Below are 23,892 nucleotides of genomic sequence, written 5' to 3'. Positions count from 1 at the left end.
GCCAGGAACACTATCTGTTATCACTCCTGAGTTTATGTAGGTTGGGCCAAGACTCAACCTACATCTTATTTAGCATTTATGTCTGTCAATTCTACTGATTGATTATGCCCTTCAAGAAAAACGGTGCGATTGGTTTCTTTTAGTATACTTACCGCAATTAAATACTGTTCAGGTCCAAGAATAGAAAAATCAATCAGCTCACCGAGTTCTGCTCCTTCAGATTGATTTAGTATTTTTTGTCCGGAATAAATTTTTTGTTCTGTTTTAATTTTATAAATGTTCATTTGGTGTTTTAAAGTCGCTTTATAATGCATTCGTGCAATAATTTCTTGTCCCTTATAGCAACCTTTATTGAAACTTACGTATGGTGTTTGTTGTAGATCAAGTCTATGTGGTAAAAATAGACCTCGAGATTCAGGATAAATTTCTATCTGTTTGTGAGATAGTCTTAAGGTGTGCCAGGTCAAAGAACCAAGAAACTGTTCTTTGTCCATAAAGCGTTGTTGTATCTCTTGTGCATCTTCGGCTAAAACTAGAAAAACATAGAATCCATTCCCTAAATGATAGCAACAAGAACGCGCATTATAGGTTTGAGAATAAAGTGTATTTGGGAAAAACTCGGTGTCAGGAATAATGTCTTTTTGATTTTGTAAATAAAATCCAAAGAGATGGAAGTGGGAGTTCGTTTTAAGCGAAACGCGAGAAAGTAAAGCGTATTTATTTAATGAATTAATAGTCGCCTCTTGTAAATCTTTAGGGAGAATTAACTTAACGCCTTGCCAATTAATAACATCCATTAATGCAAGAATTCGTCCTTTAAGATTACATTGGGCACCTTGAATCATTTGGATGTCGGATATGGTATTTAAGTCGCAAGTTAATTGGCCTTGAAGAAACTCAATGGCTTTATCCCCCACGACATCAATAACATCCAGATAAGACAAATTAAATAAATAATTTTTTTGGGGCAGTAATATTAACTCGTTTTCCAAGTTTTGAAAGGTTGTTAATGTTCTATTATTAATTGGGTATGTAAAAATTTTACTCATTATTGTCAGCCTGAAAATAAAAGTTACGCCCAGAAGCGAATAACTGTCCAATTGAAATTTTGCAGAGTGTATCTGATTTTTTGAACTCGCCATAGTAGCGTTGTAAATATCAAGGTTAATGATTTCCGTTTATAAAGTCAGTAGTGTATCATTTACTCGTAGCTTCATTCGTAAAAGAGATATGCCATGTTGGATCCCAAAGAAAAAGCAAGAATTGAATGGCACTGCCGCCGAGGTATGCTGGAGTTGGATCTTATTTTACACCAGTTTCTCGAACACAAACTTGAGCAATTGACTCCACAAGAGCTCGATGCGTTGAATTCGTTATTAAGTTGTACTGATCCAGAGCTATTTGCCTGGTTGATGGGACACGAGGACCCTCAAGATAAAGAGCTTAAAAAAATTGTCACTATTATCCGAAATAACAATTGAACCCGAAAAGTCAAAGACTTATTTGCGTTTAATTTTAGTAGTTTATTCCATTACAGTTGCTTTAATCCTCTATTCATCAGTATATCTCTTGATTAAAGTATTCTTGCTTGGCTGTATTATCATGTTACTCAAAATGGATTGGTCTAAGCAAAGTCCGTGCTCATCAATTAAAAAAATAGAATCTACAGGTAATGGATGGATTTTAGAGCTCTATCGCGGGAATAAAAAAACGTATACCCAAGCTACTATTCTTATTCACAACTCTTTTTTTCTACTCATTGAATTTCAAAGCTACCGACAAAAAAAGCGAATTGTTTTATTCCTTGACCAGATTACAAACAATCAATTGCGCTTCCTACATCTTAAAACAAATTAATGGTATATAATTATACATATGATATAAATAAAATACAGTCATTCATATAATGGAATTATGAGGAAGTGATGAATAAAGAAGCTTCTTATAGCGATGAAGACTTAATTAATTTGGCGAGACAGGGGAGCATGGAGGCTTATAATCTGTTACTGTCACGGTATAATAATAAGATACAGCAAATTATTCACTTACATATTCAAGATCGTGCAAATGTTAGTGATTTGGCACAAGAAGTATTAATTAAAGTCTATCGCTATCTACATTATTTTAAAGAGAAAAGTCAATTTTCTACCTGGTTGTATCGTATTACCCAAAATACAATCAAAAATCATTATCGTACAGCCAATTTACGTATGGATATGGAGGCTGAGTATGCCGATAACTATTATCCCTCGGTTGAATTATCGCCTGAATATTTATTAATTAATATCGAGTTTGGTGAACAATTGGAATCAATCCTTTCTACTTTGTCTGATGAGTTACGTTTATGTTATGGAATGCATATTCTGGATGGGCAATCATATGAAGATATTGCAAAAAAAATGGATTGCCCTATTGGAACGGTACGATCTCGTATTTTTAGGGCTCGAAAATTAGTCATGGCATCCATAGATCAATTGTGATCATTTTTTTCTTCTAACAATTATGGTATAAAATATTTTTTGATTATTTTATAGTCACTTATCTATTTAAATAAAGTAAAAGAGCTCATTCATGCCTAATGCTTTGAAAGAACGGTTAGTTAATAATATCGTAACAAGTTTTTACGACTTTATGGCATCAACTCACTCTTGCATAGCGAGGATGAGAAAGCGATATTTAATAGCTTTTTTTCAGCCTGATATAACCATACCTGCTTCAAAAATAGAAATTTCAGATAGCACTATGAGCGCATCATTTCTCTAGTATTGAGAACTTTAGAAGATAAAAATACCTTATCTTTTATAGTTTAAGCAATTATGATATAAAACACGTGTTTAGTTACTGATCAATCTAAATGTTATTTTTTTTATGCGCAATTAAGGGATGAATTATGTCTAATCGAACAAAGCGTTTACAAAAATGCAATGAAAAAATTGATGCATTATTTCATGGAGTGGAATTAAATGCACAAATTAAAAGAGAGTTAGAAGCAGTTAAAGCGTATTACTACAACTTATATATTGAAGCAAACTATAAAGAAAATGAAGAAGCATGCATACAAACTTACGAACTTTTGGTTCATGGGCTCGAAGAGATAAAGAGTGGAACGGTAATACCTGGTGACGTATTAAAAGAAATGGCGGACATCAAATCTCTAAAAAAAACAGGAATCGTTCTTGAGAATATTTTCACTTCATTAGAGCTATTATTCTGGGCCGGGCTTGCATGTGCTTTTTTCTCCTATTGTGTTCTAATGGCCGCACCACTAGCAGCTGTTAATCCATTTTTTGCGCTTGGTATATTATCAATCGCTGGTTTAGCCGCTATATTCTCAGTGAGTAACTTTTTTGAGTGTGTTGATGAGTTTAAATCGAGTGCTCCCGTCGAGGAAGAATTTAACCGAGAAAAAAGTTTAATCATGTTTTTTAAACCGGTTGCCGCTTCTTCTGAGAAACCATCTAAAGTATTTGAGGAGGACACCCAGCAACAAGGCGGGCTTTATCCTCAAATAGTAGGCATGACAAACTAATTCGAAAATACCTGGTTAAAGTAGTCTCGAAAGCAGGCAAAGACCTTATCCGGGGCAACCAGGTTTTCAGGTTATTAGAGTGAGCCTAAGAAAACGATTAATTTTTTTGTTTTTCGCTTCATTAATTCAACAAATAAGCTGCGATTCAAAAAACATATGATAAAATACCTCATTCGCCCGAACTCCTAATAAGAACTTTATGCTGGAAAGTGACCGCTTAATCAGTACTCAAAGTATTGCCTCAGAAGAGGCTATTGATCGTGCTATAAGACCTTTGAGTCTTAGTGAATATATAGGGCAGGATGCTGTAAGTTCGCAGATGCAGATTTTTATTGATGCGGCGAAAAAGCGAAAAGACGCGTTGGATCATGTCTTAATATTTGGTCCTCCTGGCCTTGGTAAAACGACTTTAGCAAATATTATTGCTCATGAAATGGGTGTTAATTTGCGTCAAACCTCCGGACCGGTAATTGAGCGTGCAGGTGATATTGCTGCAATACTCACCAATTTACAGACAAATGATGTTTTATTTATTGACGAAATTCATAGACTCAGTCCTGTAATCGAGGAAATACTCTATCCAGCAATGGAAGACTATAAACTGGATATCATGATCGGTGAGGGCCCGGCAGCACGATCTATTAAACTCGAATTACCTCCTTTTACCCTAATCGGAGCAACAACACGAGCAGGGTTACTCACCTCTCCTCTTAGAGATCGGTTTGGTATCGTACAACGTCTTGAATATTATTCTGTAGACTCATTAACACAAATTGTTACGCGTTCAGCACAATTACTTAATGTAACAACAAAACCTGAGGGAGCAAGAGAAATCGCCTTACGCTCCAGAGGCACCCCACGTATTGCGAATCGTTTACTACGACGTGTTAGAGATTATGCAGAGGTTAAGGGAAACGGTATCATTAGTGTTGATATTGCACAAAAGGCCTTGGAAATGTTGGAGGTGGATAAGCATGGTTTTGATCTCATGGATAGAAAGTTATTGTTAGCCGTGATTGAACAATTTAATGGTGGTCCTGTAGGTATTGATAGCATCGCGGCAGCAATTGGAGAAGAAAAAGGTACAATTGAAGATGTTTTAGAGCCATTTTTAATACAACAAGGATTCCTTATGCGCACGCCAAGAGGTAGAATAGCCACTCAAAGGGCCTATCAGCATTTTGGTTTAAACACAGTAGAGCAGGACTAATTTAATGGATGCCAAAACCACATATCAACATTCTTTTCGAGTGTATGCTGAAGACGTAGATTATATGGGAATTGTGTATCATGCGAATTATCTTTGTTATTTCGAACGAGCAAGGACTGAAATATTAAGAGAAAATAATTTAATTCTCTCTGATTTGACGAAAGAAGATACCCTTTTTGCAATATACGATGTACATATTCGTTATAAAGCACCTGCTCGATTGGATGATTTATTGACAGTGAGCACCCAACTACAGCAATTAGGGGCTTGTAGTTTTTTATTTGAACAAAGCATGCGCAATCAACACGGCAAAATAATTTGTGAGGCTAAAATTCAAGTGGTATGTGTGGATAGTGATTTAAAACCAAAACGATTTCCACACTAAATAAAAAAATTATCGTGGCATAGGTGAGTCGCTTCGGTGCTGCGATGCGGAACTCGGGAAATGAGCCTTATTCAAGTCCAGAATTCTGGGTTGCGGCTTACGCCTTTACCTAGGCTACAAATATTGGCTACGAAAAAATAGATAAGATCTTGGTACTGGAGATAATATAGATGAGTAATCAAGCAAATGTATTAATGTACTTTATGCAAGCAGGTTTGGTTGTTAAATCAGTCATGATTTTACTAGCTGCTGCATCCATTACTTCTTGGACATTAATATTTCAACGAGCCTGGTTTTTTAACCGAAAAAAACAGCTTACCGAAGCGTTTAGTCGAAGATTTTGGGATAGTGGCGATTTAAGCAGACTTTATGCTGATATTGATAGTAATTTAAATGAGCGTCATGGCATGGCAGCCATTTTCCATTCAGGTTTTAAAGAATTTGTACGGACCAGAAAACAAGGTAATGTCATTATTGAGCCGATACAGCGAGTGATGCAAATTACTCATGCAAAAGAAGCAGAAAAACTAGAAAAGCATTTACCCTTTTTCGCTTCAGTAGGTTCTATCGCACCTTATGTAGGATTATTTGGCACGGTTTGGGGTATAATGACCTCTTTTCAGGCATTAGGCCATGCACAACAAGCGACTATTGCGATGGTGGCTCCGGGTATTTCAGAAGCACTAGTAGCTACAGCTTTAGGCTTATTTACAGCAATACCAGCGGTTATTGCATACAACCGCTATACAACACGTGCTAATGATTTATTAAATCGGTTTGATTTATTTCAGGAAGAATTAATATCGCTTATAGAACAACAAAACAGTGATACTGTAAGAGGGTAGAATTTGAAATGATCAGAGCAAAAACCAAGCGCGAACGTCCCATATCAGAAATTAATGTTGTGCCATATATCGATGTGATGTTGGTTTTACTTGTTATTTTTATGATCACGGCACCTATGCTGAGTCAGGGAGTTACGGTGGATCTGCCCAAAGCTGCAAGCCAGACTTTGGCACCTACAGATAGAGAGCCTATTATTGTTTCAGTAAATCAGCAAGGCACTTATTTCCTTAACATCAGTAGTACACCTGCTGAACCTATAGAGTCTCAAGCTTTAGTGGTTCGTGTTGCTGCAGAATTGGAATTAGCAAAGCAATCAAATCAAAAGCTTAATGTACTAGTAAAAGGAGATCAGGGGGTAGCATACGGAAAAGTCGTTCAGGCTATGGCCTTACTTAAACAAGCGGGCGCAGAGCAAGTCGGATTGTTGACTGATGATTCAGGGGCAGAAAAAACAGAGGGGCAAGCATGATAAGCAATCCTAGTTATCGTAAGGCCTTTTTTGCCGCGCTCGGTTTACACCTTTTTTTAATCGTGATGTTATTAACTGACAACTCAAGCCAACGACCTGTTTTAACAGCAGAAACTAAGAATACTCCAGGAGTCGATCAGCCCATTGCTGTAACGCCACAACCTGAAGTAGTGAAGGCAGTTAGTGTTGATAATAAGCAGGTAATGGAAACAGTTAATCGCTTAAAGCAAGAACGTGAGCAACAAAAACGAGCCGAAATCAATCGACAAAATGAACTTAAGCGACAAGCTGAAGCAGCTAAACAACAAAGAATAAAGGAACAACAACAAATTGCACGACTTAAAGAAGAAGCCAATAAAATAGCGATTGCACGTAAAAAGCAAGCAGAGGAAGAAAAGAAGCGACTCAAGAAACTTGCTGAGCAAAAAGCATTAGAAGCGAAGCGTGTTGAGGAATTAAAAAAGCAAAAAGAAGAATTGGTAAAAGAACAGAAATTAGAAGCTCAAAAACTTGCCGATTTGAATAAGAAAAAAATGGCAGAAAAAGCTCAAGCTGAGAAGGAAAAAGCTGAAAAGGAAAATGCCGAACTGGCAAAAAAAGCAGAAATGGAAAAGAAAAAACAAGCAGCGGCTGATGCAGCTGCCAAACAAGCACAAGCAGCGCAAAATGCTGAAAGACAAGCACGTATAGCTGGTGAAGTCGACAAATATAAAGCACTTATTGTAAATGCCATAGGTAGAAATTGGATATTGCCTGAAAACGTTGACAGCAGCTTATCGAGCCAATTCAGAATACGTCTTGCGCCTGATGGGACGGTAATGGAGGTTACTTTAACCCGTAGTAGTGGCGATCCATTACTTGACCGATCAGCACAAACAGCAATTCGTAAGGCGTCTCCGCTACCTGTACCTGCGAATGCAGAAACATTTAATCTGTTTCGCGATATAAGTTTAACCGTTCGACCAGAACAAGTGAGGGGGTAAAACTCGTGATTAACCGAATTATTACACTATGTTTATTACTTTTGACGCAGCAAGTTTTTGCTCTAGATTTGGAATTAACTCAAGGGATTAATTCAGCATTACCGATTGCAATTAATTCTTTTGGTTCAGATAGTGCTGCACAAGAAATCGGACAAGTTATTGAGAACGATTTAAATTTATCAGGACAGTTTCGCATCGTTTCAGGTCCTCAAGGCGCTAATTCGCAATCGGCGGTAAGTACGCTGAAACAATTGGGTGCAGACAGTGTTGTCACTGGTCGCGTAAGTCAGGTAGGAAATCATTACGAAGTAAGTTTTACCCTATCTGATGCGGTTGCTAATGGGGCAACTTTATTAACCAAAACGTTTCAAATTAGCGCGAATCAAATAAGGCCCTTGGCGCATCATATTAGTGATGAGGTATATCAAAAATTAACTGGAGAGAAGGGGATATTCTCTACGCGCATCGCTTATATTTCTGTGCAAAGAACTACAAGCAGTACTCATTACTCACTGGAAGTTGCTGATGCTGATGGACATAATCCTCAAAGTTTATTAGTCTCTTCTGAGCCTATTATGTCTCCAGCTTGGGCACCAAATGGTAAAAGCATTTCTTATGTTTCATTTGAGAAAAAAAGAGCACAAATATTTACTGTTTCAGTTGAAACGGGCCAAAGACGTTTAATTACTAGTTTCCCAGGAATCAACGGTGCTCCGGCATGGTCGCCTGATGGAAGGGAACTTGCTGTAGTATTATCTAAAAGTGGAACACCTAAAATCTATAATATAGACATCAATACAGGTACTATGAAGCAATTAACCTTTGGTGATGCTATTGATACGGAGCCACGTTATGCTCCAGATGGTAAAAGTATATTATTTACTTCGGGTAGAGGTGGATCGCCACAAATATATCGTTTGTCTTTAGCCAATGGCCAAGTATCGCGTCTAACTTTTGAAGGCAACTACAATGCGCGTGCATCTTATACTCCAGACATGAAAAATATTATTATGTTGCATCGAGATGACAGGCAATTTAACATAGGATTACAAAGTGCAAGCGGTGGTCCTGTTGTCAGCCTAACCTCCTCAGGTCGTGATGAGTCTCCATCTGTTGCACCAAATGGTCGTTTAATTCTTTATGCGACTCACAATCAAGATAAAGGTGTATTAGGTATCGTTTCCCTTGACGGTAGAATAAGAATGAGACTGCCTGCACGTGATGGAGATGTACAAGAGCCTGCGTGGTCTCCCTATTTAGGTTAATTATGTCACGAATTATATATGGACTTATTTTTTGCTTAGGCGCCTTAAACAGCTATGCATGGAATGCTGCAGGCCACAGGGTAGTGGCACAAATTGCCTATGATAACTTATCACCAAAAGCCAAGGAAATGTGCTTTAAATATCTACGTTCACGCACACATAATACGCCTAATTCAAGCTTTGTTAGTGCATCCACTTGGATGGATGAAATCAGGTGGAGGGAAGTGTATTGGTATGATGTAATGCATTATATTGATAAACCTTTTTCCAGCGACGGAACCGCTGTGCCTCCTGTTGAAAGTACCAATGCGATACGGACAATTAAGCAGGCGACTTCTGTACTTTCTTCTAAAAAGACATCTGCATCGGACAAAAAACTTGCGTTACGTATGTTGATTCATATAACAGGTGATATCCATCAACCATTACATGCAATCACTAGAGTGAGTGCTCAACATCCTAAGGGAGATTTAGGTGGTAATTTATTCTTTTTAGGAACAAATCCAGTAGGTAAAAATTTGCACCAATATTGGGATAATGGGGCTGGTTTCTTTCTTGGGCGATATGATGTAGCACGAGTGAAGAATACTGCCCAGCAATTGGAGCAAAAGTTACCTTGTTCGCATATTGAAGAACAAACAAGGCCTGCTAAATGGGCAAATATGTCCTATAAATTGGCTTTAAAAAATGTTTATCAAATGAACCCTAATGAAACACCCAGTGCTAAATATCAAGAAAATGCCCAGCTATTAGTGCAAAAACAAGCTACATATGCAGGATGTCGACTCGCTGTTTTACTGAATATAATTGCACGGACATAGATTGACAAGCATTCACCACAGCTGTATTTGATACATGGCCGTTGCAAACAATCAGATTGATAAAGCGTTAATTTGCTATTAAATTACACAGATATCGTGTGTCATCATATAAATTATGTACTAATATTTATCCTTTAATATATTATGTCTAATAATTTGTACTCACTAACTGATTATTTGTAATCAATGACACCATTATTTCCGAAAAAAGGTCAACACATTACCATCAAGCAGGGCAAGACTGGAGATTGCTTTCTCTTAAGTAGCTTAGATTGCATTTTTAATAATGAAACAGACGGGGTAGATGCTGTTCGTACGAAATTCAAACAAACAGAGGCTGGTATTACTCTCCACATTAAACGTACTGATGACAGTATGAAGTTGCATTCGGAAAAAATGAGTGGGAAATATACTTGCATTTACGATCCAGTCACTGACGAAGATGTTATTTTTATTGATAATAAAAAATTAAAAGAAATCGATGAGAGTAAAATCGGTGTCTCTTCCAATTCTCTCGCAGTCAAAATTTTAGAACGCATCAGCGCTTATTTTTACCAGATAGACTGGGAAGGAGAAAGCATTCGTGCGCATAACATTCACAATAAATTTCATAATAATCCCGCTGTTACACACAGAGACACCGAATTTTTAGGTAAGCTTTTAGGGATTTATGTAACGGGTTTTCGTGATCCAGATAAGCTTGTAAAGTTAAAAACAATAAACCCCAATGTTCCTATATTTATAGGAATGGATTTTGGGCGCATTGATGAGTTTGGTAAGAGGCATGGACGTCATGCATTGCGAGTCGAAAAAATTATCCCTTTGCAACAAGGCGATTTTGAAGTTACTCTAATCAATCCATGGAATAATCAAAAGCAAAGCACTTATCTGCTCTCTGATCTTAGACAAAGAAGATGTCACTTTGCAGTTTTTGATATGTCACGCCACAAAAAAACTCTATCAGAACTCTTGCTATTGTGTAAACGAGCCATTGGGCAATACATAATCAATAACAAGCAGTTGGCTTCTTTACTATGTACAATGAAAGAATGTGGTTTATTGAATCAAGATGTTGAAAAACATCCTATAAGCTCCTGTGTTGAGTTATATAAAAAAATTCCTGATCTGATTGCAAATTATGAGCGTCTTCCATATAGCAAGCGATATAACATGCTTATGTGTATTGCTCACTCTAAAGGAAGTGTGCGTTTATTTAATAAACTAATATGTGAATCATCGGAGATAGGTGTTTTAGCCGCAGTTCAGCCTTCAGGGCGTCGGTATCATAGTGTAAAAAAATTATTTGCTGATAAATCCGAATTATTGACAGCTCCTTGCGAACAGCAACGCTATAATGAGTTGTTAAAAACACTCAAAGAGAATTATGAACAAAAGCCCCCCTTAACTACGGCATTAGAAAATGTTGAAAAAAGAAAAGGTATCTACACTAAAATGGATTTAAAAAGGATTAATCAGCGTCTTGAACGACTGATTTTTTTTATGCACTGTCATACCTCTGCAAGAGGACGTTATAATAGTGGGGGTTAATTCCATATAGCGCTGATTTATCAGCATTACTCGCTATAACCCTTATGTAGCAAGGCTTATGGAGCTACCATTGATAATTTCTTCGTCTAACAGTAATTTCGCAACCTCATGAATATTAATAATATTTTCTGATTTGCAAAATGTAAATGTCCCAAGCATATTAAAATGTTGCCAAGCAACAGGTGATAATCGTTTAATTTCATTGCATAACACCTCGTCACCACGTTGTTTGGCCTGATCTAAAAGAGATGATAATAAGGATGTGTTGTAATAGATCATGCAACAAGCCAAGATTTTATTGCACTGATTATTTATTTCTAGCATTTTGTCAGTTTTTCCTAACAATTGCTTGCCACTGATTTTGAGTATGGCTGCACGTAGCTGATGAAATGCTTCACCCCTATTTAATGCACGGTGAACACAACGTCTCATTTCAACATCATCAATATATTTAAGCATATAAATGCTCATAATAATCTTATCAAACTCGATTAGTGCCTTTAAGGTAGAGTTTGTTTGGGTATAAGAGGATAGTTTTCTTATTACCGTGCTTTGTGAGGTTTCTTTCATCGCAATGGATGCGATAATTCTTAAAATATTGTCCCATTCATCAATAATTAATTGTTTGCTTATTTTTTTGGAGGGTTTTATTAAAAATTTACTGTATTCATTTGGCTTTTTAAATGCGACAAGATTTTTGTCGGCTTTTCTATTTATTTTGGTAAATCGTGGCATAAAATCATAACCAAACAAATACATCAGTGCGAAATTAACTCGATTGATGCTATGCATATCTCCAGATACGGCTGTAATCTTTAGATCACTGGTATTGTTATAAACAATATCCAGAACATGATGACTTTCATGCTCATTTGCACCAATTACCTTAGTATTAACTGGTAAATGATTAGCAATTAAACTATAAGAAACCACACCCTTTCCATAACCAAAATATTTTGTGGAGTACCTTGCCATAATAGTTTGATATTTTGTTTCTAATTTTTGTCCATCAAGGCTTGCATGTATTCCGTAGTCAGATAAATTGTAATATTCAAAAATTTGTAGTTTCGCAATATGATTAATAATTTGATCACCAGCGTCAACCAGAGAATCTAATCGAATAAAAGTACCTTCAACATTATTTAAATCGTGAATACTTACATCAGAAGATTCAGCCAATCGCTTCTTCCCAATAGAGGCTCCTTGCGCTATAAGGTAGGCCTTGGCATGTTCAGGTTTTACCAATGTCTTAGTTCCTTTATTTAATATGTGGCTAAAGCTATCAAAAAAACCTGTTGCTTGGGCTGTAAACTCAATGCCACTGGCAAGACTAACTGTTTCAAGTTTTTTATAAAAAGGATTATTAGCGAGATCTTCTTTCTTTTTATAGGGTAGTCGCCAGGTTAACTTATCCTCATCGACTTTAATGTTTTTATTTTGCTTTGAAACAATTCGGTGATTGACTCGCTTATATAGTCCGTCAATCTCTTTCTCCATAGCTTTAAGCAACTCGGCTATAGGTTTTAGAATTAGGCAATCCGATAAATTATCAAGTATTTTTGTTTTGTCCTTTAGCCAGGAATCCTTAGAAATTAACTCATCTTCCAATCGACGATAATTCACTGTGTCTGAAATAAACAGACTTCCAGAGTTAAGCTCTTTAGTAATTTGCTGGTACAGCATTACCTCATAACGCTTGATATCAACAAACTTAATTTTCTTTAATCCCTTGCCAGAAGATCGAACTGGTTTCTTATAAATTAAAAATTTTGTCATCCCTGATGGTACAAATGCGAGGGGGACTCCAAGTGCCGTTGTATCCTCTACTTTGTCCTTGCTATTTATTAGTTGCTTCATGAACGCTATCGCGTTACCTAAATCTGCATGTTGCTCAGAATTGAAGTCCAAAGCTGTAAAAATAGAACGCAAATTCGTTTTAATAGCTCCAAATTCATTGTCATAATAAGCCCATGTATAGTCTCGTTCATCTATCGATGGATTTGCTAATTTTTCTGCAAATAAACTAAAATTCTTCTGCTCAATAATCTCATAGCAATTTGGCCTAATATTGTCTGGAACAATGTCATGATTAGCAATAATTTTTAGAATCTTACTTGCTGTTTTTCGAGCAGGATCTATTCCAAGCTTGGCTTCCAATACACCAGCTTGTGCCTGAGTTTTGGCTGAATCTTCGTAAGTACCCATTTTGTGAATAAAAAATGAAGTCAGGTGATCGTTTAATTTAACAAAACGCTGCCAAACAAAGCAGATCAAATATAGCCTTGCCTTTTTCCTGTTTATTTTTTGAAGTATGTTGATGTCATAGAATTCAGCAAGCCCTGTATAATATTGAATGTTCTGCCGGGAAATGCTCAAAAGAGGGATTGCCATTTTTGCTTTATTGAATAAGGCGATAATTTTTCTTTGTTTGGAGAGTTCTTTCTGCATTTCTTTGGTATTAAAATTTTTCGGATCTTTTTTCAACAAGGTTAAATTGTGAAATAGATCTTCCTTTGCCAATAAGCTATCAAGGTCAGCTTTTTCGATTTTATTTAATAGACGCTCTAATTTTAAAGTTAGTCTGTTTTCTTCACGACTAATAGCTTTTGAAACAATGCTCTGTAGGGTTGAATATTTAGGACGAATAATTTTATTTTGCTCACAAAACTCAAGGAGTTCATCGAAAACAAATTTTGGCTGCAAATCACGGGTAGTTAGCCTTTTGGCATAACGGTTCAAATTAACAATAAATTCAGCATCTGAACGTTTGTAATTGTAAATACCACAAATCATTTTTTGGGCAGAGTAATGTTTATTAATATCAATGTCTTTTTTTGGGAAATTAGTCTCTGGAAAATGTTGATTGATAATATACAGCGTATCGTCTTTTACTTGCTGAAAGGTAAATTTATAAAAATTTCTAGTTGCCCTAAAATATCCTACTTGCAGAAGGTAATTGATTTTATTGTTTACAATAGTCTGTTGATTTAGATAAGCCTCATCCTCGGGCGTTATTTCAAATAATAATTGACGGTCTTCTTCATCAATTTTAGGCACATCGTACAGTAAACTTATCTCTTCTTGAGATAAGATGGAAAGATGATCACTAATAGCCACAGAGTTATTCCAAATTGAAGGCAGTGAGTTTTTTTGCCAGAGGAAGGAGTTAAAAAAAACGCTGGTTATTATTAACTACCGCGCAGGCTTCACTAGCAACCTGAAATCAAAGGCTTTATAGTTAACGAAATTGGTTAATTCTATCAAAGTTAAAAGAACTTATAAAGAGAAGGTATAATGAACGATTGTGTAATATATGGATATGCGAGAGTCTCAACCCGAGACCAAAATCTTGATTTACAAATTGATGCGCTCACCAAAGCAGGCTGCCAAAAAATATTTCGAGAAGTAGCCAAGGGAGCTAAAACTGATCGACCTAAGTTAAATGAATTACTCACATTACTAAAATCAGGAGATACATTAATTATATGGAAGCTCGATCGTATGGGTAGGTCGCTCCAACATTTAATCACGACATTCAATGAATTAATAAAAAAAGGAATTGGAATCATTAGTATTCAAGACCCCATTGACACTACTACAGCCCAAGGAAGGCTGATGTTTAATCTATTTGCGTCCTTGGCGGAGTTCGAAAAAGATTTAATTCGTGAGCGTACCATGGCTGGTCTGACTTCTGCACGAGCAAGGGGTAGAACGGGTGGACGACCCCAAGGCCTTACTAAGCAAGCCACTGAAAAGGCATGTGCTGCAGAAGCACTTTATCGACAAGGTGAATTAACGTCCGATAATATAGCAAAACAACTAGGTATCTCAAAACCAACCTTATATAAATACCTTAAATTCAGGTGTGTACCTATTGGAGTAAAGGAGTCTATCTAAAAATATTAAACTCTGGGATCAAAGATTACAGCGTGGTTTTTTGAGTTTTAAGCATACTGTTGGCATTTAGCTAATTTACTTTTACAAATCCGAATACAAAAGCCATAATACTTGTTATTGTGATTCAGCATGAATTTTTGTATACTTGACGTCAGTTTATTAATTTACAACAAATTATTTTGATCACTTATTTATCTACCCCACCTTAGCCGCCATAAAAATACTTAAAGAGATAAGACCCTACCTTAGTAGGTCGATTTCCTCTGCTATTAGTTTTTAAAATCTAACTTTAAAACCTAAATCATAGTTTATTGATTTCAATTAACAGGATAAAACTTAAGATGTTATTTTATTCCACACGTCAGGACTGGCTTGGCAATGTCCGCGCAGACCTATTGGCAGGCATTGTTGTTGCATTAGCACTAATTCCAGAAGCGATAGCCTTCTCAATTATCGCAGGCGTAGATCCTAAAGTAGGCCTTTATGCTTCATTTTCCATTGCAGTTGTTAGTGCCTTTGTCGGTGGTCGACCAGGGATGATATCCGCTGCTACCGGAGCTATGGCGCTGTTGATGGTTACTTTGGTTAAAGCACATGGTTTACAATACCTTCTCGCAGCAACTCTGCTCACTGGTATTTTTCAGATGATTGCGGGTTATTTGAAACTGGGTAGTTTGATGCGCTTTGTGTCACGCTCAGTGGTCACGGGTTTTGTTAATGCACTCGCCATCCTTATTTTTTTGGCGCAACTGCCAGAATTAACCAACGTGACTTGGCATGTCTATGCCATGACGGCAGGTGGACTGGTGATTATCTACCTATTTCCTTATATTAATAAAACCATACCATCGCCTCTGGTTTGTATTGTTGGTTTAACAGCACTCTTTATATTTTTTGACCTGCCGATTCGAACGGTTGGAGATATGGGTAACTTACCCGATACATTACCAGTATTCCTTTGGCCACAAATCCCCCTCACTTTTGAAACATTGGTTATTATATTTCCCTACTCTTTGGCACTTGCAGTTGTAGGTCTTTTAGAGTCAATGATGACCGCAACGATTATAGATGATCTGACGGACACACCGAGCAATAAAAACCGAGAATGTAAGGGACAAGGGGTCGCCAATATTGTTACAGGATTTCTTGGTGGAATGGCGGGCTGCGCTATGATTGGCCAGTCCATTATCAATATCAAATCTGGCGGTCGTGGTCGCCTATCCACTTTAACTGCGGGTGTTGTACTTCTATTAATGGTGGTTTTTTTAAGTGAATGGGTTTCACATATCCCAATGGCTGCTTTGGTCGCAGTAATGATTATGGTGTCCATCGGCACTTTTTCTTGGGATTCATTAAAAAATCTTAGAAAACATCCGCTATCATCTAATATTGTAATGATAGCAACAGTGGCGGTAGTCGTTGCCACACATAATTTGGCTTATGGAGTATTTATTGGGGTATTACTGGCATCACTGTTTTTTGCTAACAAAGTAGGACGATTTATTGTAATTCGCTCTACAATTGATGCTGGAAATACTTGTCGAACCTACAATGTGCTGGGTCAAATTTTCTTTGCTTCATCAGAGCAATTCATGCAATCATTTGATTTTAAAGAAGCCATTGATAAAATTATTATCGATGTCAGCCATGCTCATTTTTGGGATATTACCGCAGTTTCCTCATTAGATAAGGTCGTTATAAAATTCCGAAGAGAAGGTACTGATGTTGAAATTATCGGTATGAATGAAGCAACGGCAACACTTGTTGATCGTTTTAGCGTTCATGATAAGCCCGATGAACTTGAAAAATTTATGAACGGTCACTGAGTTAAGGAGTCAACTCATGTCATATCAGATTATCGCCTGTATTGATGGTTCAATACCATCCACTGCTGTTTGTGATTGGGCTGCTTGGGCTGCGGTTAAACTTCAAATACCGCTGACTCTATTACATACATTAGATAATCCTTCAAAGGTTTCTCATGCAAACCTCACTGGTACTATTGGTTTGGGCAGCCGTGAACAATTACTTGAAGAATTAGCAGCGCTTGATGAGAAGCGAAATAAAATAGCGTTACAACACGGTAAGCATCTTTTAGAAGAGGCTCATCATCGAATAGTAGCTGATGGTATTAAAGAGGCTCGTTGTCTGCAAAGACATGGAAGCCTCATTGAAACATTACTAGCACTTGAACATGAAACAAAATTAGTGGTAATCGGACGACAAGGGGAGCAAACACAATCACATGCATCGCAAATAGGCAGTCAATTAGAGACGATTATTCGTACCCTGCATTGTCCTATATTAATCGCTCTGCCGGATTTTAATGTTCCCAAAGAAGTGATGTTTGCTTTTGATGCCAGTCCCAGTGCAAATAAAGTACTTAATAGCCTGATGGAACACTCTCATTTGCTAGAGGGAGTAACCTGCCATTTGGTGATGGCTAATAAAAACAATCATGAGTCAGCTTTTTTAGGGGCAAAAAAATCATTAGAAGAGGTGGGAGTCAATGTGGTCGGTGCTCGATTAGAGGGAGAGGTTGAGTCTGTCTTAAGTGATTATGCTGAACTTCACGCAATCGATTTATTGATCATGGGCGCATTTGGACATTCAAAAATACGACAGTTTTTTGTTGGTAGTACCACGAGCTATATGCTTCATACAACAAAGATACCCCTACTTTTATTACGCTGATGATTTAATCGTTGGGAGAATCCCTTTAATGCCATTATCCATGAGTGCACACTAATTCATTGTGATAGAAAAATATACTTAACTTTTAAAAAGAATTTGACGAAAATAATCTTTCTTTTGGAACCAGCAGCACTAATATTATTTACTTTGACGTATTTAATTTGTTATGAATATTTACATTTTGCAAGTCAGAAAAAACTATTAATATTCATAAGGTTGCGAAATTGCTGTTGGAGGATAAAACCATCAATGCTCTCTCTATAAGCCTTGCTGAATAAGGGTTATAGCGAGTAATGCTGATAAATCAGCGCTATATGGAATTAACCCCTAGTGGCTATAGTATCAACCAACAGCCACTATTTTGGGCTAACTCCGCTGAAAAATTGAATGCTCTGTTTCATAATCAAGAAAGGGAGCTCATACCTGGTTTACGATGCTTCTGATAGGCTATTTGACTCAATAGTAAGTGGCTTGTTCCCGCTAAGAGCTCTTGAAAAGATATGAAAGTATTCGTTTTTTCTTCTTTATTTACAATAAAAGCAATGTGTAAATATTGTGCTATATTTTAGAGGCAGTTCTCAAAAATAGGATTTTTTTATCCTCAATCTAAAAGGAATTATTAATATGAACAAATTATTTGCAAAGATTGGTATATTTAGCTTATTAATGAGTGTTTCGTTATTTGGCTGGACAGGACCATGTAAAGCTATTGCAATCTCCTGTATGCAAAACGGATACTTTAAAGGTGGACAAGGTGCGGGTAAGGAATTAGTCAAAGACTGTGTTTTACCTGTAGCAATGGGACAAAAAAAATTACCTAATACCAATTTTAGTCCAGAGCAATTGCAACAGTGTAAAATGAAAATGGCTGAAAAAGTAAAAGGTAAAATACAACAAAAAATGCAACAATAATATGCTTTTTCTTTGATAGACATTGTTAATTGTAGCCCGGGTGAGGCATAGCCGTAACCCGGGATTGAACTATGATTTAAGCTTGGATCCCTGGTCCTCTACACGTCACCCAGGTTGCATCCATCAAGAGAAAGAATTTACTATTCCTTCTGCAGGGACTCCATTACTGCACCTAAGAAACGAGTTGCCTCGCCTCCAGTAACTGCTCTATGATCAAAACTCAATGACAAAGGCAGCATATTATGCGCTTCTATGGCTCCTGAGTTATTCACAACAGCACCTTGATAGAGTCGGCCTACAGCTAGAATGGCAACCATCGGTGGAACAATAATTGGGCTTGCAAAACGGCCAGCGAATTTTCCAAAATTGGAAAGAGTTATCGTTGCACCTTTCAATTTATCTGCAGTAATCTCTCGATTGCTCACCGATTTTTTAAAGTCATTAATCATTTTCCGCAGATCAGCATCGGAAAGTGTTCCTGCATTATGAATTACAGGCACAAACAATCCTTCTTCATTATCCATAGCCAATCCAAGATGTACCTGCTCAAAACATTGACGTGCACTATGTTTGGTATCGAACCATGCATTGAGTGCTGGTTCTTTTTTAGCAGCATAGGTGATTGCTCTAATTAAGCGAACTGTAATATCAGTACCTGGTTTCCACGCACTAATATCTGCTTCATCAAAAATACTTACAGGAACTACTTCTGTATGAGATTGAATCATACTATTGAGCATTGCTCGTCTAACTCCGCGTAGCGGCTCAAAACCAGCAGGAACTTCAGCGTTTTTATCTGCTTGTGTCTGAACATCATCCCGCGTAATAACACCAAACTCTCCAGTTCCTTTAACTGTAGATAAATCAATGCCTAACTTTTTAGCAAGCATTTTCACTGCGGGAGTTGCTTTAATTCGATTTTTAGAGTGTTGGACACCAACAGTAAAATTATCTTCAAAGATTTCGTTACTTTCTTCTAATTTACCAACTACTGTTCCTTTATCTGCTGGTTTAGCACTGGTTGATTCAAAAGCTACCAAAGGTTCTCCTGTTTTAATTACATCACCAGGTTTCCCATATAATTTGCTAATCGTTCCAGACTGAGGACAAGGTACATCCACTACAGCTTTTGCAGTTTCCATAGAAGCTAACGGTTGATCTGCCACCACAGTATCGCCTTCTTTGACGAACCATTCATGTATCTCAGCATCTGGTAGGCCTTCACCCAAATCAGGTAGATTGAAAATATTCATTATTACTCCATTATGCTCATAACGCTGTTTTTAATACGTGTAACACTGGGGATGTATTGCTTTTCCAGTTGGAAATAGGGCATTACAGTGTCATATCCAGTTACTCGTTGGACCGGAGCCATTAAATCAGCCATAGAATGTTCCATAATCTGTGCTGAAATTTCAGCGCCAACCCCACAAGTTTTTGCTCCCTCATGAACGATAACACAACGTCCAGTTTTTTCTACCGAAGCTAGAATTGTTTCTATATCCAGTGGTTTGATGGTTGCAACATCAATGATTTCACAAGAAATTCCTTCGCTGCTTAATTGTTTTGCTGCCTGTTGGGTCTCATGCATGCTAGCGCCCCAGCTTATTAAAGTGACGTCATCACCTTGCTGTAAAGTAAAGCATTTACCGATAGGAAGTGCTTCACCATTATCCTCTACGGGTTGCTTGACCAAACGATAAATTCGTTTGGGTTCAAGAAAAATCACGGGATCAGGATTACGCATAGCGGCTAAAAGCAAGCCATAGGCTCGTTTGGGTGAAGAGGGGATTACTACTTGTAATCCAGGAATATGAGCAAATAATGCTTCTGTACTTTCTGAATGATGTTCAGGAGCGCGGATACCTCCGCCAAAAGGAGCTCGAAAAACGAGAGGACAATGTAACCGTCCACGCGTTCTATTGCGCATACGAGCAGCATGGGAAATAATTTGGTTCATAGCAGGATAAATAAATCCCATAAACTGAAATTCAGCGACAGGTTTTAGCCCCTGAATTGACATTCCAATCGCCAATCCAGCAATCATGGATTCTGCTAGAGGAGTATCAAATACTCTTTTTTCACCAAAGCGCTCTTGCAATCCTACTGTGGCACGGAATACACCGCCGTTTTTGCCAACATCTTCTCCAAAAACAACAACATTTTCATCATGAGCTAACTCATAAGCCAAAGCCTGAGTTACTGCCTCAATCAACGTAATATCAGGCATTAGATGCTTCCTCCATAGCTATTGCGCGTTGTTCTACTAAATACTCAGGTAATTCAGCGTAATGATAATCAAAAATACTGCTGATAGGCTGTGTTTTCATACTTAAGTATTCATCGACTGCTTTTTCTACTTCCTCAGCACAGTGGATTACTAAATGTTCTTCGTCTTGTGCACTCCAGATTTTTTGTTCTACGAGAAACTCTTTAAAACGTGATATGGGTTCCTTAGGTTTGGCTTGTTCAACTTCCGAACCAGGTTGATAACGAGTGGCATCATCAGCCGTTGTGTGATCAGATAAACGATAAGATAAAGCCTCAATTAAAGTAGGGCCTTCACCACGTCGCGCTTTTTCAATCGCATCGCCGATAACTTGTCTTGTTGCCAATATGTCATTGCCATCGATTTGTATGCCCTCAAAACCAGCAGCTATTGCTTTTTGTGCAATCGTTTTTGAGCCCGTCTGTTGGTTTCTAGGTACTGAAATTGCCCATTGATTATTATTCACTACAAAAACAACAGGTAAATTCCAAGTACCTGCGACATTCATTGCTTCATAGAAGTCGCCTTCAGAGGTTCCTCCCTCACCAAGACAAACTACGGCAACACGTGGTTGTTTACGATATTGGAAAGCAAATGCAATACCTGTTGCATGCAAACATTGAGAGGCAATAGGAACACATATGGGTAAGTCTTCTGCATTAGAGGAGAACTGACTGCCACGTTCATCACCACCCCAGAAAGCTAAAATTTCAGACATTTTCACGCCGCGTTGAAACTGAGCTGCATAATCACGGTAATAAGGAATCAGTACATCTTCGGGACGCATCGCATGTCCAATAGCCGTAGAAATTGCTTCTTGTCCGTTAATAGGAGCATAAGTTCCCATTTTACCAGTTCTTTGCAAAGCAATAGCTTTTTTATCAAAGGTACGGGTCAGAACCATGGTTTTATAAAGTTCTTTTAGCGCCGAATGATCATGGGCAAAAGTGGGCAGTTGGCCAACTAATTTTCCATGTTCATTTAAAAATTGAATATAAGTAATATCAAATTGAGCAACTGTTGCCATATGTGGCTCCTTGTCAATAAAGCGTTTGCATAGCATACTCACAAATTAATTCAAAAACCAGAGTATTAGTGTTGATTTCGTGTTATCAGAGTTAGCCTGGATGCAACACTGCGAATCTGGAAATTATTAAATATTGATATCCTGGGTTCGCAGTGTTGCATCAGGTTACATAAAAGTAAGTTCTTAATAATTAATTACCTATGAGGTTTATTTTGAGTCAGTTTGTACTACATTCATTGGACTATCATTATGCGCTACACGATTATTACCAAAAATTAAGGCATTTACCTGGTTTTGCTCTTTTAGAAAGTACTGACCGAACTCATGGGCGCTACGATATTCTTAGTGCTTATCCTTATGATTTTATCCAAATCGATCAAAATGCTTCTGATTTATCACAATCATTGAAAAAAATAAGTCAAATTTTATCTCCTATACCCTCGGTGACGGATCTCCCTTTTCAGGGAGGAGCCCTGGGATATGTAGCCTATGATCTTGGAGCAAAGTTGCTCGGTATTAATGCTAATATACAACCCACATTAGAGAATATGCCTTTATTAAATTTGGGTTTATATGATTGGGCCATTATTGTTGACCACTATAAAAAGGCCATCACATTATTTGCTGCCAATACACATCAATCAACGCCTAGAATAGTTGATGAAGTACTTGAATTATGGAATAACCCCATTCGTCAACCTGGTGTAGCAACAATTAGAAGCAATTTTACTCCTTTGATGACTAAAGAGGATTACCTTGAGGCATTCTCCTCTGTTTATCAATCGTTGAAAGACGGAAGAAGCTATCAAGTTAATCTGACACAAGCATTTCATGCCGCCTATGAGGGAGACAGCTGGGCTTTTTATGAAAGAATTTGTTTGAAAAACCCTGTTCCATTTGCTGCTTTTTTGAGAACAGAACATGCTGATATTTTAAGTTTCTCACCAGAACGATTTCTGCTTCATGAAATGGGTAAAGTAGTGACTTCTCCTATTAAAGGAACAATAGGACGATCTCATGATCTTGTTGAAGATGGTCATTTAAAAAATAAATTAATTTCTTGTGAAAAAAATCGCGCCGAGAATGTCATGATCGTTGATTTATTAAGAAATGATCTAGGTAAAATTGCTCAGCCCGGTTCGGTGCATGTTACTAATTTATGTGAAGTACAAAGTTATAATTCAGTACATCATTTAGTAAGTACGATTGAAGCGCAATGCATGCCCCAAATTTCGCCTTTTGAAGCATTTGTATCTTGCTTTCCTGGGGGGTCTATTACAGGCGCGCCAAAAATTGAAGCCATGCGAATTATTCAAGAGCAAGAGTCTTACGCCCGAGGGATTTATTGCGGGTCCATAGGCTATTTTTCACGACATGGCCGTTTTGATACTAATATTGCCATTCGTACAATCACCGCCAAAGAAAATATTTTACATTTAGCTGCTGGTGGTGGAATAGTTATTGACTCAGACAGTGAAGATGAATATCGTGAATGTTTCATCAAAATAGCAGCGGTTATTAATGGACTTAAATGAACTTAAAGGGAAAAGAATTGTGCATTCTGCAGTGGTTGTTCTGTATGAGCAATTATCTGACTCGTTAATTTTGACAAAACGCAGTGACCAATTGCGGGCGCATCCTGGTGAAATTTGTTTCCCAGGTGGTTCATGGGAAGAGGGGGACGAGAATTATTATGCGACTGCGCTCCGAGAGCTACAAGAAGAGTTGGGGATTGACTCAGACCGCGTTACGTTGATCAAAGAATTAAACGCACAAAGAACGTTGTTAGGAAGTATTATTCATCCTTGGTATGCGAGTGTTGAGTCTGTTCAACCTTATCAGTTAAATCAGCAGGAAGTAGTTCGCCTCATATCCATTCCAATGACATTAGTTCAAGATGCAAAAAATTATAAAGATTATATATTTGATCGAGAAGGACGTCGTTATGTCACCTGTGAATTTACTGCAAATGAAGATTGGGTTTGGGGGGCAACGGCTCACATAATGAAGCAGTTAGTATTAAAGTAGCCTGGATTA

At 37.5% G+C, this 23,892-nt stretch carries 22 protein-coding genes; 17 read left to right on the top strand and 5 right to left on the bottom strand.

Annotated features, from left to right (window positions below; all coding sequences use genetic code 11):
- Positions 1-65: 65 nt before the first annotated feature.
- Entirely contained in the window at positions 66-1,049 is a 984-nt protein-coding gene (gene ygfZ / locus BGO44_RS08700; protein WP_273197979.1) for a CAF17-like 4Fe-4S cluster assembly/insertion protein YgfZ, read from the bottom strand.
- 186 nt (positions 1,050-1,235) lie between these two features.
- On the opposite strand from ygfZ, the gene BGO44_RS08695 reads away from it, so the two are divergent.
- From BGO44_RS08695 to BGO44_RS08645, 11 genes are all read left to right on the top strand, one after another.
- The gene (locus BGO44_RS08695) at positions 1,236-1,481 is read left to right on the top strand and encodes an FAD assembly factor SdhE (RefSeq protein WP_058510457.1); all 246 of its coding nucleotides are present in this window, start codon (positions 1,236-1,238) and stop codon (positions 1,479-1,481) included.
- A 444-nt stretch (positions 1,482-1,925) separates the two neighbouring features.
- A complete protein-coding gene (locus tag BGO44_RS08690; RefSeq protein WP_058510456.1) occupies positions 1,926-2,480 on the top strand; it encodes a sigma-70 family RNA polymerase sigma factor in 555 nt (184 codons plus the stop codon).
- A gap of 410 nt (positions 2,481-2,890) precedes the next feature.
- Entirely contained in the window at positions 2,891-3,529 is a 639-nt protein-coding gene (locus BGO44_RS08685; protein ID WP_058510454.1) for a DUF5638 domain-containing protein, read from the top strand.
- Positions 3,530-3,728: 199 nt separating this feature from the next.
- A complete protein-coding gene (gene ruvB / locus BGO44_RS08680) occupies positions 3,729-4,739 on the top strand; it encodes a Holliday junction branch migration DNA helicase RuvB (RefSeq protein WP_058510453.1) in 1,011 nt (336 codons plus the stop codon).
- Positions 4,740-4,743: 4 nt separating this feature from the next.
- Complete coding sequence (locus BGO44_RS08675) at positions 4,744-5,124, top strand: YbgC/FadM family acyl-CoA thioesterase (protein ID WP_058510452.1); 381 nt, start codon at positions 4,744-4,746, stop codon at positions 5,122-5,124.
- Between the two features lie 170 nt (positions 5,125-5,294).
- Complete coding sequence (gene tolQ, locus BGO44_RS08670; protein ID WP_058510451.1) at positions 5,295-5,969, top strand: protein TolQ; 675 nt, start codon at positions 5,295-5,297, stop codon at positions 5,967-5,969.
- Positions 5,970-5,977: 8 nt separating this feature from the next.
- Positions 5,978-6,439, top strand: a complete 462-nt coding sequence (gene tolR / locus BGO44_RS08665) for a protein TolR (RefSeq protein WP_058510450.1) — start codon at positions 5,978-5,980, stop codon at positions 6,437-6,439.
- A complete protein-coding gene (gene tolA, locus BGO44_RS08660) occupies positions 6,436-7,422 on the top strand; it encodes a cell envelope integrity protein TolA (protein WP_058510449.1) in 987 nt (328 codons plus the stop codon). Before tolR ends, tolA begins: the two co-directional genes overlap by 4 nt.
- 5 nt (positions 7,423-7,427) lie before the next feature.
- Positions 7,428-8,687 carry a Tol-Pal system beta propeller repeat protein TolB gene (tolB, locus tag BGO44_RS08655; protein ID WP_058510448.1) on the top strand — a complete coding sequence of 420 codons (1,260 nt, stop codon included), beginning with the start codon at positions 7,428-7,430 and terminating at the stop codon, positions 8,685-8,687.
- 2 nt (positions 8,688-8,689) lie between these two features.
- Positions 8,690-9,508 (top strand): S1/P1 nuclease, encoded by an 819-nt coding sequence (locus tag BGO44_RS08650; RefSeq protein ID WP_273197977.1) that lies wholly within the window; start codon positions 8,690-8,692, stop codon positions 9,506-9,508.
- 186 nt (positions 9,509-9,694) lie between these two features.
- Positions 9,695-11,056 (top strand): hypothetical protein, encoded by a 1,362-nt coding sequence (locus BGO44_RS08645; protein ID WP_273197975.1) that lies wholly within the window; start codon positions 9,695-9,697, stop codon positions 11,054-11,056.
- A gap of 42 nt (positions 11,057-11,098) precedes the next feature.
- On the opposite strand, the gene BGO44_RS08640 is transcribed toward BGO44_RS08645, so the two are convergent.
- Positions 11,099-14,173, bottom strand: a complete 3,075-nt coding sequence (locus BGO44_RS08640; protein ID WP_273197974.1) for a Tn3 family transposase — start codon at positions 14,171-14,173, stop codon at positions 11,099-11,101.
- Between the two features lie 177 nt (positions 14,174-14,350).
- Between BGO44_RS08640 and BGO44_RS08635 the strand changes: the two genes are divergently transcribed.
- The 4 genes from BGO44_RS08635 (at position 14,351) to BGO44_RS08620 (ending at position 18,559) form a co-directional block, all read left to right on the top strand.
- The gene (locus tag BGO44_RS08635; protein ID WP_273197973.1) at positions 14,351-14,953 is read left to right on the top strand and encodes a recombinase family protein; all 603 of its coding nucleotides are present in this window, start codon (positions 14,351-14,353) and stop codon (positions 14,951-14,953) included.
- Between the two features lie 341 nt (positions 14,954-15,294).
- Positions 15,295-16,779, top strand: a complete 1,485-nt coding sequence (locus BGO44_RS08630) for a SulP family inorganic anion transporter (RefSeq protein WP_273197972.1) — start codon at positions 15,295-15,297, stop codon at positions 16,777-16,779.
- A 16-nt stretch (positions 16,780-16,795) separates the two neighbouring features.
- Positions 16,796-17,647, top strand: a complete 852-nt coding sequence (locus BGO44_RS08625; protein ID WP_273197971.1) for a universal stress protein — start codon at positions 16,796-16,798, stop codon at positions 17,645-17,647.
- Positions 17,648-18,271: 624 nt separating this feature from the next.
- On the top strand, positions 18,272-18,559 hold the full coding sequence (locus BGO44_RS08620) for a hypothetical protein (RefSeq protein ID WP_058510445.1): 288 nt from the start codon (positions 18,272-18,274) through the stop codon (positions 18,557-18,559).
- Positions 18,560-18,699: 140 nt separating this feature from the next.
- On the opposite strand, the gene BGO44_RS08615 is transcribed toward BGO44_RS08620, so the two are convergent.
- The 3 genes from BGO44_RS08615 to pdhA are packed head-to-tail and all read right to left on the bottom strand — an operon-like array spanning position 18,700 to position 21,855.
- On the bottom strand, positions 18,700-19,812 hold the full coding sequence (locus BGO44_RS08615; RefSeq protein ID WP_273197970.1) for a dihydrolipoamide acetyltransferase family protein: 1,113 nt from the start codon (positions 19,810-19,812) through the stop codon (positions 18,700-18,702).
- A 2-nt stretch (positions 19,813-19,814) separates the two neighbouring features.
- Positions 19,815-20,789 carry an alpha-ketoacid dehydrogenase subunit beta gene (locus BGO44_RS08610; protein WP_058510443.1) on the bottom strand — a complete coding sequence of 325 codons (975 nt, stop codon included), beginning with the start codon at positions 20,787-20,789 and terminating at the stop codon, positions 19,815-19,817.
- A complete protein-coding gene (gene pdhA, locus BGO44_RS08605; protein ID WP_273197969.1) occupies positions 20,782-21,855 on the bottom strand; it encodes a pyruvate dehydrogenase (acetyl-transferring) E1 component subunit alpha in 1,074 nt (357 codons plus the stop codon). Before pdhA ends, BGO44_RS08610 begins: the two co-directional genes overlap by 8 nt.
- A 212-nt stretch (positions 21,856-22,067) precedes the next feature.
- Between pdhA and pabB the strand changes: the two genes are divergently transcribed.
- Positions 22,068-23,390, top strand: a complete 1,323-nt coding sequence (gene pabB, locus BGO44_RS08600; protein WP_058510441.1) for an aminodeoxychorismate synthase component I — start codon at positions 22,068-22,070, stop codon at positions 23,388-23,390.
- Positions 23,377-23,883 carry an NUDIX hydrolase gene (locus tag BGO44_RS08595; RefSeq protein WP_058510440.1) on the top strand — a complete coding sequence of 169 codons (507 nt, stop codon included), beginning with the start codon at positions 23,377-23,379 and terminating at the stop codon, positions 23,881-23,883. Before pabB ends, BGO44_RS08595 begins: the two co-directional genes overlap by 14 nt.
- Positions 23,884-23,892: the final 9 nt, after the last annotated feature.

This window comes from Legionella sp. 39-23, from assembly GCF_001897665.1.
GTDB lineage: Bacteria > Pseudomonadota > Gammaproteobacteria > Legionellales > Legionellaceae > Legionella > Legionella steelei.
This window is presented reverse-complemented; position numbering and strand designations above follow the sequence as displayed.

Excerpts from the sequence above, each read along its gene's own strand:
- ygfZ (WP_273197979.1), bottom strand. The coding sequence starts at position 1,049 with ATGAGTAAAATTTTTACATACCCAATTAATAATAGAACATTAACAACC.
- BGO44_RS08695 (WP_058510457.1), top strand. The coding sequence starts at position 1,236 with ATGTTGGATCCCAAAGAAAAAGCAAGAATTGAATGGCACTGCCGCCGA.
- BGO44_RS08690 (WP_058510456.1), top strand. The coding sequence starts at position 1,926 with ATGAATAAAGAAGCTTCTTATAGCGATGAAGACTTAATTAATTTGGCG.
- BGO44_RS08685 (WP_058510454.1), top strand. The coding sequence starts at position 2,891 with ATGTCTAATCGAACAAAGCGTTTACAAAAATGCAATGAAAAAATTGAT.
- ruvB (WP_058510453.1), top strand. The coding sequence starts at position 3,729 with ATGCTGGAAAGTGACCGCTTAATCAGTACTCAAAGTATTGCCTCAGAA.
- BGO44_RS08675 (WP_058510452.1), top strand. The coding sequence starts at position 4,744 with ATGGATGCCAAAACCACATATCAACATTCTTTTCGAGTGTATGCTGAA.
- tolQ (WP_058510451.1), top strand. The coding sequence starts at position 5,295 with ATGAGTAATCAAGCAAATGTATTAATGTACTTTATGCAAGCAGGTTTG.
- tolR (WP_058510450.1), top strand. The coding sequence starts at position 5,978 with ATGATCAGAGCAAAAACCAAGCGCGAACGTCCCATATCAGAAATTAAT.
- tolA (WP_058510449.1), top strand. The coding sequence starts at position 6,436 with ATGATAAGCAATCCTAGTTATCGTAAGGCCTTTTTTGCCGCGCTCGGT.
- BGO44_RS08650 (WP_273197977.1), top strand. The coding sequence starts at position 8,690 with ATGTCACGAATTATATATGGACTTATTTTTTGCTTAGGCGCCTTAAAC.
- BGO44_RS08645 (WP_273197975.1), top strand. The coding sequence starts at position 9,695 with ATGACACCATTATTTCCGAAAAAAGGTCAACACATTACCATCAAGCAG.
- BGO44_RS08635 (WP_273197973.1), top strand. The coding sequence starts at position 14,351 with ATGAACGATTGTGTAATATATGGATATGCGAGAGTCTCAACCCGAGAC.
- BGO44_RS08630 (WP_273197972.1), top strand. The coding sequence starts at position 15,295 with ATGTTATTTTATTCCACACGTCAGGACTGGCTTGGCAATGTCCGCGCA.
- BGO44_RS08625 (WP_273197971.1), top strand. The coding sequence starts at position 16,796 with ATGTCATATCAGATTATCGCCTGTATTGATGGTTCAATACCATCCACT.
- BGO44_RS08620 (WP_058510445.1), top strand. The coding sequence starts at position 18,272 with ATGAACAAATTATTTGCAAAGATTGGTATATTTAGCTTATTAATGAGT.
- BGO44_RS08615 (WP_273197970.1), bottom strand. The coding sequence starts at position 19,812 with ATGAATATTTTCAATCTACCTGATTTGGGTGAAGGCCTACCAGATGCT.
- BGO44_RS08610 (WP_058510443.1), bottom strand. The coding sequence starts at position 20,789 with ATGCCTGATATTACGTTGATTGAGGCAGTAACTCAGGCTTTGGCTTAT.
- pdhA (WP_273197969.1), bottom strand. The coding sequence starts at position 21,855 with ATGGCAACAGTTGCTCAATTTGATATTACTTATATTCAATTTTTAAAT.
- BGO44_RS08595 (WP_058510440.1), top strand. The coding sequence starts at position 23,377 with ATGGACTTAAATGAACTTAAAGGGAAAAGAATTGTGCATTCTGCAGTG.